Below are 12,604 nucleotides of genomic sequence, written 5' to 3' on the forward strand. Positions count from 1 at the left end.
GGCCAGCGCAGCAAAAACTCCAACGGGGGTGCGGCACATCCTCATGGACGAGCTCTCGCGTGGGGTGGTGGACAAACTTGACCCGGAGTCGGCTGCGTTCATCAACGCCAGTGGCCTGGCCAAGGCTTCGCCCATGGGGATGGGCCTGTACAGGATCGAACCTGTGGGAAAAGTTGGTTCGGTCCGGACAGCCGCCGTTCAGTTGGAAGTCCGTCCGAAGGGCCGCCTGGGCCTGAACCGCTTGCTGTTCCTGCTGAGCTTCGCCGGCGACCAAGGCTTCCGTGACCACACCGTGGAGGCAACGGAACATCCGGATCTGTGGAGCGCGTTGGCGCAGTCCCTGGCGCAGTTGGCGGAGAAGGCCTTGAACCGGGGCGTCCTCCAGGGCTACCTGACCATCGACGAATCCCTCCGGACCGTCAAGGGCCGCATCCGCATCTCGGACCAGATCTCGCGCCGGCCCGGCATGCTGGTCCCGCTGGAAGTGTCCTATGACGAATTCACCGAGGACATCGCGGAGAACCGCATCCTGCGCGCCGCCCTCGACCGGATGAGCAAGGTCCCCGGTGTGCGTGCCGACGTCCTGAGCCGCTTGCGGCAGCTCAAGGGAAAGCTCGACGCCGTCACCCGGCTCAAGCCCGGCGCGCCGCTGCCGCCGTGGCAGGCCAACCGGATGAACCTCAGGTACCACGCCGTACTCCGGCTTGCGGAGGTGATCCTGCGCAACGCCTCGGCCGAGGCAGGCGAGGGCAAACAGCAGTCTGCGTCGTTCGTGGTGGACATGGGGCAGGTTTTCCAGGAGTTCGTGGGCGCCGCCCTGCGTCATGCGATGGGCCGGCATCCCGGTGAAATGCGGCTGCAGTACGGGGCACTCCTGAACGAGGCAGTGCAGGATACCGACCGCCTGACGGTCCGGCCGGATGCCGTGCATTTCCTCGGCGGTCAGCCGGTGGTGGTGTACGACTTCAAATACACGGCGGCCGGGGATACCGGGGCCTCGCTCAACGCTGACCACTACCAATTGCTGGCCTATTGCACGGCCTTGCGGGTACCTACGGCGTGGCTTGTTTACGCCGGGACGGGTGAGGTCAAGCTGCGGCGGATCCTCAACACGGACATCGACATCATCGAGTACCCGTTGGACCTGTCGCTGCCCCCGGCGGAGATCCTTGCCGCCGTCGAGGACCTCGGTGAACAGTCGTGGGGAGAAGTGGTGCGCCAGGCTGTGGCGGGGCGGGGAGCCTCCGGCTAGCCTGAGAGGTAAACCGCGAGTGCGATGGAGGCATGATGGCTAAGAAGAAGAAGTCCTGGCGTGATCTGAGCACTAAGCAGAAGGCCATGATGATGGCGGGCAGCGCGGTTAACCTGACGCTGCTGATTGCAGCACAACGGAGCCTGGCGAAGACCCCGGACGCGCAAATCAGGGGCAAGAAGGCCCTCTGGCGGGCTGCGTCCTTCATCAACTTCTTTGGTCCGGTGAGCTACTTTGTGTTCGGCCGCCGGCGGGATGCCGGGGCAGCCTAGGAAGACACGTCCGACGCCGGAGGGAGCCTAGGCGGGCACTTTCACCGTGAAGGTGGTGCCCTGCCCGGGTTCACTCTGGAGCGTGATGCTGCCGCCGTGGGCCTCGACGATCGCCTTGCTGATCGGCAGGCCCAACCCCACGCCGGGAATGGTGCTGTTGCGGACCCCGTCCGCCCGGAAGAACTTGGTGAAGACTCCCGCTTGTTCATCCTGCGGGATGCCCATGCCGGTGTCGGAGACCTTGCAATAGACGTGGTCCTCGTCTTCCCACGCGGATACCACCACGTCCCCGCCGTCGGGTGAGTACTTGATGGCATTGGAGACGAGGTTGTCCAGGACTTGGGAGATCCGGGAGGAGTCCACGCGGGCATGGAGCGTCCCGGGCACGTCCACGGAAAGGCGGACGTGCGCTTTGGCTGCCCTGGGTTCGGCCGAAGCAACGCTGCCGCGGACCAGTTCGGAAACATCCACCGGGTGCGGCTGGATGGCGATCTGCCCGGACCTGACGGCCAGGAGGTCGGAGACAAGTGACAACAGGCGTTCTGCATTGCGGCGGACGATGTCCAGCTGCTTGCGGTACTTCGGATCCAGTCCGTTGGGGTCATCGAGGATGAGCTCGACGTAGCCGAGGATGGAGGTCAGCGGCGTCCGGAACTCGTGGGATACGTTGGCCACGAATTCGTCCTTGGCTGCCAAGGCATTGACCAATTCCGTGACGTCGCTGAAGACCACTACGGATCCTGCGAAGTTGCCGGCCGGGTCAAGCATGGGCCTTGCGCTGGCAGTGAATGCGCGCTGCCCGGCGCCGGATCCCAGCCAGACCAGCTGGTCCGTGAAACGCTCGCCCAGCACCGCCCTGCGGACGGGCCGGCGGTCCGACGGCAGCGGGGTGGTGCGGTCCGTGTCGAACACCAGGAGCTGGGATTCGTTGGGATCGTCGTTGTCCGGGGGAGTGGCCAGCGCGTGCGTCTGCCGCTGCCTGCGGTTCATCAGGATGTCGTGGCCGTCGCCGTCAACGGCCACCACGCCCAAGGGCAGCGCTTCCATGACCGTGTTAAGGAGCCGCTCCTGCTTGGTACTGACTTCGAGGGCAGATTTGAGGGCCGCGTCCTTTTCCTCAAGTGCCCGTTGTTGACGGACCATGCTCAGGGTGAGGATGCTGACCGAGACCCCGATGCCAAGGATCAGGATAGGGAAGAGCAATGGCTTGGTGAGGTCCTGCTGGGTGAAGGTGCCGCGGATGAAGAGCGGCGCCCACACAATGGTCAGAGGCCCGATGAACGCGAGGGCGATGGCCAGCCGGGGATAAAGGCCGGAGGCGCACAGCCAAATGACCGGCAGGACCACCAGCACGCTGAGCCCTGTGAGCGCTTCCTGCCCGCCTTCGCGGCCGAAGGCGATGGAGACGATGTCCAGGATCGGGATGACCAGGAAGCTGGCAAAGGGCAGCTTGTGCCACGGGACGGCGATGCAAAGGGCCAGGAGGAATGCCTGGCTCAACAGGAACACCAGGAAGAACGGGTTGCCGAGGGTGGCCGGGAAGAACAGCCACACAAGGATGGCGGAAAGGCACACGCAGACCGAGAGCGGCAGCTGGCTCAGCACCACCCTCATCCGGAGGCTGTGCTCATGGAAGGAGCGCTTGAAGATGAACAGTTTCTTCTTGTCATCGACGGCCCACATGGTGGGTGTGCTCATGGGTTAACCACCGGTGGGGCAGAAGGAAGACGGTTCATGAGATCAGCCTAACCATAATGGTTATACTTCGAAGGGTTATCGAAGCGGGCTGAGGGGCGGCAATGAGTGAAGCACGTGTGGGACTGGTCATCGAAGACGACCAGGACATCCGCGAACTGGTCCGGGTGGTCCTTTCCCAGGCGGGTTTCGACGTCCATGTGGCGTCCACGGGCTCGGCCGGCGTCAACTCCGCCCGGGAATTGAATCCCGACGTTATTACGCTGGATCTCGGCCTGCCGGACATCGACGGTTTTGAAGTGGCCCGGCAGATCCGTAAGACTTCCGACGCCTACATCATCATGCTCACCGCCCGCGCCGAAGAGCTCGACACGTTGATGGGCCTTGAAGCCGGTGGCGACGATTACCTCACCAAGCCGTTCCGGCCCCGCGAGCTGCGCGCCCGGGTGGAGGCCATGATGCGGAGGCCGCGGTCGTCGTCGGACGCCAAGCACGCCCCGGAAGCCGCCGATCCCGAGATGACCCACAACGGGCTTGCCGTTTCGGCCGGATCCCGCACGGCCGTCCTCAACGGCATGGAGCTGAAGCTGACCCGCACCGAGTTCGACCTGCTGGTGGCACTGTTGGAGACCGGCCGGATTGTGCGGACCAAGGCTGACCTTGCGCGTCGCCTCCGCAACGAACCGTACGACGTCGGCAGTTACGTCAGCGACGCGGACGAACGCGCCGTGGAGGTCCACATGGGCAACCTGCGCAAGAAGCTGGGGGACAGCATCCAAAGCCCGCGCTGGCTGGAAACAGTCCGCGGCGTCGGCTACCGTTTGGCCCCGGCAGTCCACAACAACTAAGCCCCGCCCCGCTCACCCAACTGGGTAGCAGCTGTGCGCGTTTTGAACGCTCAAAACGCGCACAATTGCGACTCAGTTGGGGACGGGGACGCGGGCGGGTTCCGCTGCGATCACCGGGTGGTCCGTGTCCGGCAGGGAGCGCCCGGGGCCGTCATCGAAGAACTCCGCGTTGGCCCGGACGTAGTCTGCCCATTCATCCGGGACGTCCTCCGAGAAGTAGATGGCTTCCACGGGGCACACGGGATCGCACGCTCCGCAGTCCACGCATTCGGAAGGATGGATGTAGAGGGAGCGCGCGCCCTCGTAGATGCAATCGACAGGACATTCGTTGATGCATGCCTTGTCTTTCACATCCACGCAGGGCTGCGCGATCACGTAACTCATGACCGGCTACACGCCCGTGTAGACGGTTTTGCCCCACGTGAAGAAGTCCAGGGCGGACCGTCCTTGTTCGCGGAACGTGTTGGTGGAGGAGTCCTTGACCCCGCCGAACGGGACGTTGAGGTCCAGGCCAGCAGTGGGCCGGTTGACCTTGACCACGCCGGCCTGCGCACGGGCGGCGAAGTCCGTGGCGAGGGCGAGGGAATCGGTGCAGATGCCGGCGGTGAGTCCGTAGCGGGAGTCGTTGACGGCGGCAAGGCCTGCCTCGTAGTCGGGAACTTCCAGCACGGCCACTACCGGCCCGAAGATCTCTTCCGTGACTGCGGGGTCGTCCGGGGGCAGGTCGGTGAGCACCGCCGCCGGGAAGAGCAGCGCGCCGGAGGGGTCGCCGTCGTAAGTGCCGTGCAGGAGGCTTGCGCCGCGTTCGACGGCGGTGCGCACCGCTGCCTGGTCCTGCTCGAATTGCTGCCTGCTCACCACGGCGCCCATCCGGGTGCCATCCGCCAGGCCGTCACCGGTGCTGTAAGCGGCGGCTTCGGCCACCAACGCGTCAAGGAACGCTGCACGGATCCCGGGGGTAACGTATACCCGCGAGGTTGCCGTGCATGCCTGCCCGGTGAGTCCGAATGCTCCGGCGGCCACCACTTGCGCGGCCTTGCGGGGGTCGGCGTCGTCCAGGACCAGGACGCCGTTCTTGCCGCCCATTTCCAGTTGCACCCGGGCACGGCGGGCGTTGAGGATTTCCTGCAATCCCAGGCCCACGTTGGTGGAACCGGTGAAGGACAGCCCGGCGATGCGGGGATCGCGGGCCAGTGCGTCACCAACAACCCGGCCCTTGCCGTGGACGACGTTGAACACGCCGGCAGGGAGGCCTGCGTCCTGCAACGCCCGGGCGAGGTGGGTGGCGGAGAGGGGAGTGAGCTCAGCCGGTTTGATCACCACGGTGTTGCCGCTGATCAGGGCCGGTGCGGTCTTCCACGCAGGAATGGCGATGGGGAAGTTCCAGGGCGTGATCAGGCCTACAACGCCCAGGGCTTCGCGGCGGGTGGTGATGGTGGTGTCCGGGAGTCCGCTGGGCAGGACTTCGCCGGTGGCAGCCCAGCCGAGGGAGCCGAAGAAGCGCAGGACGTCCGAGGCGCGCTTCACTTCGCCCTTGGCTTCTGCCAGGGTCTTGCCTTCTTCCCGGACCAGGTCTTCGGCGATGGCCCCTTGGCGTTCGATCAGCAGGTTCCCGGCGGCAAGGAGGATGGCGCCACGGGAGGGGGCCGGGAGCGCAGCCCACGCGGGCTGGGCAGCGGCGGCGGCGGTGATGGCGGCGTCGACGTCCTCGGCGCTCCCGCTGGGTGAGAGCGCTGCGAGCTCATCCGGACAGGCGGGGTTCATGCGCCGGGTGACGCCTTCGCCGAGCCATTGGCCGTTGATGAGGTGCTGGGCGGTGAGGGTGGCCTCGGCGGTGAGGGCAGTATCCAGAGTTGTGGAAGTCATGATGGTCCTAACGTGGTGGGGTTCAGAGGCTGCGGATGAGGCCGCCGTCGCACCTGAGCGCGACTCCGGTGATGTACGACGCCGGCGCGCTGCACAGGAAGGCGGCAGCGGCACCGAACTCGGCGGGTTCCCCATACCTGCGGGCGGGGATGGTCTTGCGGGATTCCAACTGGATGTCCTCCAAGGTGGTGCCGCGTCGCTTGGCCGCGGCCTGGTCCAGCTGGGTGACGCGGTCGGTGGCGATCCGGCCCGGAAGGAGGAGGTTCACCGTGACCTCGTCCAGCGCTACCTCGGCGGCGAGGGTCTTGAGGTAGCCGGCCAGTGCTGCCCGTCCGGTGTTGGAAACTGCCAGGTTGGGGAGGGGTGCGGTCACTCCGCTGGAACCGATCGCAAGGATGCGGCCCCAGCGGCGTTCCCGCATGCCGGGCAGGACTTTCGACACCAAGGCATGATGCGGCTTGACCAGGAGGTCGAACGCCGCGGCCATGTCCTCGGAGGTCAGTGTTGCCGCAGCACCGGGCTTCGGGCCGGGGCCGTTGAGCACCAGGATGTCGATCGGCCCGAGGTTGGCCACGGTCTGGTCCACCGCGGACCCGATGCCCTCCGGGGTGCCGAGGTCCGCTTCGATGGCCACCGCGTCAAAGCCGCTTGTTCCCAAAGAACCGATGCCCAAGGTGCCGCTTCCGTAGGCTGCCTGGAGTTCGGCCACGATCTCCTTGGCACGGTCCCGGCGTCGTCCGACCACCGCCACCCGGACCCCTTCGGCGGCGAGCGCCCGGGCCACGGCCAGGCCGAGTCCGCCGGTGGAGGCGGCCACCAGTGCTGTCTTGCCTGCGATTCCGAGGTCCATCAGAAACTCCCTACTGCTGTACGGGCATCCAGTGCTGACGCCGCTTCCTTCAAGTGCACGGCCATGGAGCCACGCAAGGCTTCGGGGAAGGGGGCCGCGGGTGCCCGGACGCCGGAGTCCTTGATGAGTCCGCGCTCGCGGAGGCATTCCTTGCGGATGGCCAGTGCCACCTTGGCCTGCTGCTCGAAATTGATGAGCGGCAGGTAGGGCTGCAGTTCGCTTTGAGCGGCCTCGTACCCGCCGTCCTGCCACGCCCGAACGCAGGCGATCAGGGCTTCGGGGTAGGAGAAGCCGGTCATGGCGCCGGAGGCTCCTGCCATGAGTTCGTCCAGGAGGCCTTGGCCGCCCAGCCCGCCGAAGATGGAAACCCCGACGGCGGCACTCAGTTCCGCGATGGCCACGCTGGTGGGCGGGGCCTCGGCTTTGACGGCGATGACGTACCCGCAGGCGTTCACCACGGAGGCCAGCGCGGGGGTGGGGATGCTGACTCCGCTGGCCAACGGGTAGTCCTGGAGGACTACGTTGGCCCCGGTTGCCCGGTGGATGGCGTCGAGGTGGGTGATCACCGCATCTGCCCGGGCGGAGTTGGCTTGCACCATGACCGCGGCCAGGCGTGGCCCGGCAACCTCCTGCGCTGCCGTGATCTCTTCGATGGCGGGCCGGGTGGCCAGTGCTGTCACGCCCACCACCAGGGGGAGGGTGGTGGATTCGACGACCGTTTCCAGGACGTCGCGGCGTTCCTGCGGCGTCAGGGCGGCTGCTTCGCCGAACACGCCAAGCACTGTGAGGCCGGTTGCCCCGATGTTCCCGTAGTGCTCCACGAGTTCGGCGAGGCTGTCCAGATCGACGTCCAGGGTGCTGCCTTGGAAGGGGGTTGCTACGACGCCCCAGACGCCGGCGGGCAGGGATTCACGGTTTTTGGGCGCAGAAGGGAGAGGCATGGTGGTTCCTTTTCAATGCGAACTGCTTGATGCGAACTGCTTGAGTGGGATGGCGGGGCTGGTGGTGCCGGGGACGTTTAGCGTCCCGGCCACACCGGCGGACGCTTTTCCTGGAAGGCGCGGACTCCTTCTGCGGAGTCTTCGCTGTCCAGTGCCGCCATCAATGCCGGCAGCCTGAGGCCGCGGGCTTCCTGGGCGCTCAGGTGCGCCGTTTGCGTCACCATCTGCTTGACGGCGCGCACGGAGGTGGGGGCGCATGCCAGGATCTGGTCCACCCAACGCCGGACGGCGGTGTCGAGTTGGTCAGCGGGCACTACTTCGTTGACCAGCCCCATGGACTGCATCTCCGCTGCGTCGGCCTTGCGTCCGGTCAGCAGCATTCCCATGGCTTGGGTGTAGGGCACCCGGCGCACCAGCTGGTGGATGCCGCCGTCGAGCGCCAGCCGCCCGACGCGGGGTTCAGTCAAACCGAACTTCGCGTCCGAAGCTGCGACGACGATGTCTGCACCGAGGACGATTTCCATGCCGCCGCCCAGGGCGTAGCCGTTGACGCGGGCGATGACGGGCACATCCAAGGTGGTGCGAAGGCTGAGCCCGCCGAAGCCGTTGGGGTCCAGGCCGGCCCAGTACTCCAGGCCGGTCTTGTCCACGGCGTCGGCGGACATGTCGGCGCCGACGCAGAAAGCACGCGGACCGGCACCGGTGACCACGACTGCCCGTACGGACGGATCGCTTTCCAGCTGGGACCAGATCCCGTTGAGCCGTGCGTGGGTGGCGCCGTCCACTGCGTTCAGCACGTGCTGACGGTCGATGGTCACCGTTGCCACGCCGTCGGTGATGTCCAGTGTTACCTGGTCAACCCGTTCTTCGACCGTGATGCTCATCGGAGCACTCCCAGCTTTTGCAGGCGTTCGATGGTTTCCTCATCGAAGCCGTTCTCCAGCAGGACCTCGACGTTGTGCTCGCCCAGGCGCGGGGCCGTGCGGCGGATCGACGGCGGGGTTGCCGAGAGGCGGATGGGTGCGTTCAGCATTTTCACCGTGCCCACCGAGGGGTGTTCGGCTTCGACGATCATGCCGTTCGCCTCGGTCTGCGCGTCTGCGAGCGCCTGTTCCAGGGTATGGACGGGGGCGTTCAGCAGCCCTTGTTCTTCCAGTTTCGCCGTCCAGTAGGCGGTGGTGTTGGTGGCGAAGTGTTCGCGGAAGATGGCCTGGAGGGCGGGCTTGTTCTTGAACTGCTGCTCCAGTGTTGCGAATCCGGGGCGTTCGGTGAGGTCCTCGTCGAGGTCCAGGGCGTCGGAGATCCGGGCCAGGGGATCGGGGGTGAAGCCGCCCACCATGCACACGGCGCCGTCGGTGGTTTCGAAGACTCCGGAGAGCGGCATGGCGCCCCAGTTGACCTCGTAGCCGCGGTTGAGCTGCATGCACGCTTCCTGCATCTGCAGGTGCAGCATGGAGTCGTACATGGTCACTTCCACCTTTTGGCCCACGCCGGTGGTTTCCCGGGTGCGGAGGGCCAGAAGGATTCCCTGCATGAGGTGCATGCCGGTGATGTAGTCGCAGAGCGTGGTGGGGTAGATGGAGGGTTTGGTGTCCTCGGATTCCCTGCGCCACATGACCCCGGAGTAGGCCTGGGCGATGGCGTCCTGGCCGCCCTTGTGGGAGTAGGGTCCTACAGGTCCGAATCCGGTGCCGGAGGCCCAGATGATGCCGGGGTTCTGCGTTTTCAGGTCCTCGTAGCCGAAGCCCATGCGTTCCATGACCCCGGAGCGGAAGTTGCTGACGACGACGTCCGCGTCGGCCATGAGGCGGTGGAGCACTTCGCGGCCTTCTTCGGTGCGGGTGTCCACGGAGACGCTGCGCTTGTTGCGGTTGATGGACAGGAAGATCGGGTTGTCCTGGCCGTCCTGGTCCGGGAAGGAGTTGCGGGAGATGTCTCCGGCTCCGGGACGCTCAACCTTGATGATGTCTGCGCCGTAGTCGCCCAGCAGCTGGGTGCAGGACGGGCCCATGAACACCTGGGTGAAGTCCACGATCTTGACGCCCTCCAGCGGGAGGGGCGTTGGTGCCGGGCCCGCGGCGGTGTGTTCCGCCGTCGTGCGTTCTGCCTGGTCGGTTTCGGTCTGGTCCACAGTCATGAGGCTCATGCCAGTACCGCTGCTTCGGAGTCGACGGTGGCGTTCGACGACGGGACGTCGCCGGGGTCCGCACCGTGCCGGCGCATGCCGAGCTGGATGTCCGCTGCCGCGACGTCGCGGACCAGGATGTTGTTTTCCACGGCAAGGGCTGCCGCGACGCCTACTGCCTGGCCCATGGCCATGCAGGGCGGGATCTCGCGGGACATCTTCTGCGCCTCGGGGGTGGCGGAGTAGTGGCGGCCGGCCACGAGGAGCTGGTCCACTTCCTTGGGCAGGAGCGAGCGGTAGGGGTAGTAGTAGTCGCGTCCGCGGGCCACGGTGTCGGCGAAGTGCCGGCGCTGGGTGACGTCGTCCTTGGTCATGACGTACTCGCCTTGCAGGAGGCGGGTCTGGCGGACGCCCATCTGGGAAGCGACGTCCAGCATGTAGCACTTCTCGAAGCCGGGCAGGTGGGCGCGGACGTAGTCCACTGCTTCGGAGATCTTGTCGCGGGCTGCGAACTCGGCTGCGGTCATGTCCGCGGGGTCCACGCCGTCGAAGCCGGTCATGTGCGGGGCGTTGCACCACACCACGCCCTCCACGGGGGTCTTGAGCCACCACAGTTCCCAAGCGCCGCCGAGGATGCGCTTGATCTTGCGGTTGATGGCGCGTGCTTCCTTCGGGTTGGCCTGTTCGAAGGCTTCGGCCGCGTTGGTGTCCACGTTGCCGAGGCGGAAGACGAGGGTGGTGAGGTAGTTGTCCTTGGCGTAGCTGGCGCCGGCACGGGAGGCAACGTCAATGTCGCCGGTGGTGTCAATGACGACGTCGGCCGTGAAGGCCTGCGGGCCGAGCTTGGTTTCGCAGATGACGCCCTTGATGACGCCGTTGTCCACGATCGGCCGGGAGAACCAGGAGTGCAGGCGAAGATCGACGCCTGCTTCGCGGACGAGGTCGTTGGAGACGCGCTTCCAGCCGTCGGGATCGAAGGCTGCGGCGTAGCAGATGGGCTTGGGGTTGGTGTGGGAGTGGAAGTCGAAGGTGCCGTAGCGGCCCCACTTGTTCCACAGTTCCTCGGAGGTCTTGCGGTCATCTGCCGGCGGGACGATTGCGAGGCCCAGCTTCTGGAGGCGTTCGACGTACTCGGAGACGATGCCCGTGACCGTGATTTCCTGGCCGTTGATCATGTCGTCGAGGACCAGCACCATGCCGCCGGACGCGAGGCCACCCAGGGAGGAGTAGCGTTCCAGCAAGGTGACCTTGGCGCCGGAGCGGGCCGCGGTGACTGCGGCTGCCACGCCTGCGGGGCCACCGCCGACCACCAGTACATCGGAGCGGGAGATCACGGGCGCCTTGAGGTCCGCCGTCGTGGTGGCGAGTTCGAGGGAGTTCATTTTTTCAGTCCTTACTTGCCGACGTGGATGCCGTTGGTGCGGCGTGCGGCGATGTAGAAAACGATGCTGAGGATGGACAGGACGGCCACGTAGACCGGGAAGATCCAGGTGAGGTTCAGCGACTGGAACCAGACCAGGAGGTAGGAGGCGGTGCCGCCGAAGATCGCCACGCCGATTCCGTAGCCGAGGGCGACGCCGGTGCCGCGGATGTTCTTGGGTATCAGGGAGGAGCTGACCACGTTGTAGAGGGTCATGTTGAGGACCAGGACAATCGAGCCGCCCAGGAGGACTGCTGCGAAGCCGCCGATGCCCGGCTGTACGTAGAGCAGCATCAGGAACACGGCCGGGATGGCCAGGACGCGGGTGACCAGGAACCACTTGGACATTGCCTTGCCGTCAGCCAGCTTGCCGACCACCCAGGAACCCACCACGAGGATGACGCCCAGGATGGTGGTGAGGGCGAAGACGGCCGTGGGGTCTTCCTTGAAGCCGCTGCGTGCGGCGCTGGGGAGTCCGACGTTCCAGGCGTAGTTGTAGGCCTGCGCTGCGCCGACCACGAAGATGATGGCCAGGACGGAGAGCCAGTGCTTGCTGACGCCCTTCCAGACGGCGCGCGGGGTGTTGGTGGCCATTTCCTCTTCCTTGAGGGTCTCCGGAAGGGAGCGCCGCAGGTAGAGGACCACGAAGCCGAAGAGGGCTCCGATGATGAACGGCACGCGCCATCCCCATTCGCCCATGGCTGCGGCGCCGAGCACGAGGCTGCACAGGAAGCTCACGAGGGAGGCCATGAGGATGCCGATGTTGACGTAGAAGGACATGATGCCGGCGACGTAGCCTTCACGGCCTTCCGGCGCCAGTTCCACGGCGTGGGAGGTGGAGAGGGGAGCTTCAATGCCGGTGGAGATGCCCTGCAGGATGCGGCACACCACCAGGATGATGCCCGCCCAGGCGCCGATGGTGGCGTAGCTGGGGGTGACGGCGATGACCAGGGTGGTGCCGGCCATCAGCATGATGGACAGCAACATCACCCGGCGCCGGCCGATGCGGTCTGCGAGGGTTCCCAGCAGGATGCCGCCCAACGGGCGGAAGGCGAATCCGACGGCGAACACGGCCAAGGCGTTCAGGGTTGCGGACAGGGGTTCGGTGCCGGGGAAGAAGTTCGGTCCAATGAAGGCTGACAAGAGTCCGAAGACCATCCAGTCGTACCATTCAAGGGCGTTTCCCAGGCCAAGGCCAAGGAGTCCTTTGCGGACCTCGGGTGTGAACCCGGCGTTCTTGGAACGGGAGTCGGTGATGGGCTTTGGTGCGGGGACGGCATTGTCCGTTTGGATGTCGAGCATGGAAATTTCCTTACGCTTACGCCGGAGAGGGCG

The 12,604-nt window shown here is 66.0% G+C and carries 12 protein-coding genes; 3 read left to right on the top strand and 9 right to left on the bottom strand.

Features of this window, described 5'->3' with window-relative positions:
- Nucleotides 1–43 precede the first annotated feature (43 nt).
- Together QN084_RS16950 and QN084_RS16955 are read left to right on the top strand one after the other, a co-directional pair.
- Nucleotides 44–1,252 carry a 5-methylcytosine restriction system specificity protein McrC gene (locus QN084_RS16950; RefSeq protein ID WP_062095466.1) on the top strand — a complete coding sequence of 403 codons (1,209 nt, stop codon included), beginning with the start codon at nt 44–46 and terminating at the stop codon, nt 1,250–1,252.
- A 32-nt stretch (nt 1,253–1,284) separates the two neighbouring features.
- Nucleotides 1,285–1,524, top strand: coding sequence for a PLDc N-terminal domain-containing protein (locus QN084_RS16955; protein ID WP_370583513.1), 240 nt, complete (start codon nt 1,285–1,287; stop codon nt 1,522–1,524).
- Nucleotides 1,525–1,551: 27 nt separating this feature from the next.
- On the opposite strand, the gene QN084_RS16960 is transcribed toward QN084_RS16955, so the two are convergent.
- Nucleotides 1,552–3,222, bottom strand: coding sequence for a sensor histidine kinase (locus tag QN084_RS16960; RefSeq protein WP_069695628.1), 1,671 nt, complete (start codon nt 3,220–3,222; stop codon nt 1,552–1,554).
- Nucleotides 3,223–3,323: 101 nt separating this feature from the next.
- Here QN084_RS16960 and QN084_RS16965 point away from each other — a divergent pair, with 101 nt between their 5' ends.
- Nucleotides 3,324–4,067: a response regulator transcription factor gene (locus tag QN084_RS16965; RefSeq protein WP_062095470.1), complete on the top strand. Its 744-nt coding sequence runs from the start codon at nt 3,324–3,326 to the stop codon at nt 4,065–4,067.
- Nucleotides 4,068–4,139: 72 nt separating this feature from the next.
- Here the strand turns inward: QN084_RS16965 and fdxA are convergent, their stop codons facing one another.
- From fdxA to QN084_RS17005, 8 genes are all read right to left on the bottom strand, one after another.
- Complete coding sequence (gene fdxA, locus QN084_RS16970; RefSeq protein ID WP_062095472.1) at nt 4,140–4,451, bottom strand: ferredoxin; 312 nt, start codon at nt 4,449–4,451, stop codon at nt 4,140–4,142.
- A 6-nt stretch (nt 4,452–4,457) separates the two neighbouring features.
- The gene (locus QN084_RS16975; RefSeq protein WP_069695629.1) at nt 4,458–5,933 is read right to left on the bottom strand and encodes an aldehyde dehydrogenase family protein; all 1,476 of its coding nucleotides are present in this window, start codon (nt 5,931–5,933) and stop codon (nt 4,458–4,460) included.
- 22 nt (nt 5,934–5,955) lie between these two features.
- Entirely contained in the window at nt 5,956–6,783 is an 828-nt protein-coding gene (locus QN084_RS16980; RefSeq protein ID WP_021472757.1) for an SDR family oxidoreductase, read from the bottom strand.
- Complete coding sequence (locus QN084_RS16985) at nt 6,783–7,724, bottom strand: dihydrodipicolinate synthase family protein (RefSeq protein WP_069695630.1); 942 nt, start codon at nt 7,722–7,724, stop codon at nt 6,783–6,785. Before QN084_RS16985 ends, QN084_RS16980 begins: the two co-directional genes overlap by 1 nt.
- A gap of 77 nt (nt 7,725–7,801) precedes the next feature.
- A complete protein-coding gene (locus QN084_RS16990) occupies nt 7,802–8,608 on the bottom strand; it encodes an enoyl-CoA hydratase-related protein (RefSeq protein ID WP_021472755.1) in 807 nt (268 codons plus the stop codon).
- Nucleotides 8,605–9,870: a CaiB/BaiF CoA transferase family protein gene (locus tag QN084_RS16995; RefSeq protein ID WP_021472754.1), complete on the bottom strand. Its 1,266-nt coding sequence runs from the start codon at nt 9,868–9,870 to the stop codon at nt 8,605–8,607. The genes QN084_RS16990 and QN084_RS16995 overlap by 4 nt, the downstream gene beginning before the upstream one ends.
- Nucleotides 9,867–11,231, bottom strand: a complete 1,365-nt coding sequence (locus QN084_RS17000; RefSeq protein WP_021472753.1) for an FAD-dependent oxidoreductase — start codon at nt 11,229–11,231, stop codon at nt 9,867–9,869. The genes QN084_RS16995 and QN084_RS17000 overlap by 4 nt, the downstream gene beginning before the upstream one ends.
- An 11-nt stretch (nt 11,232–11,242) precedes the next feature.
- Nucleotides 11,243–12,571: an MFS transporter gene (locus QN084_RS17005; RefSeq protein ID WP_069695631.1), complete on the bottom strand. Its 1,329-nt coding sequence runs from the start codon at nt 12,569–12,571 to the stop codon at nt 11,243–11,245.
- Nucleotides 12,572–12,604: the final 33 nt, after the last annotated feature.

The sequence above is a fragment of the Paenarthrobacter sp. R1 genome (genome assembly GCF_030264015.1).
Taxonomy (GTDB): domain Bacteria; phylum Actinomycetota; class Actinomycetes; order Actinomycetales; family Micrococcaceae; genus Arthrobacter; species Arthrobacter ureafaciens.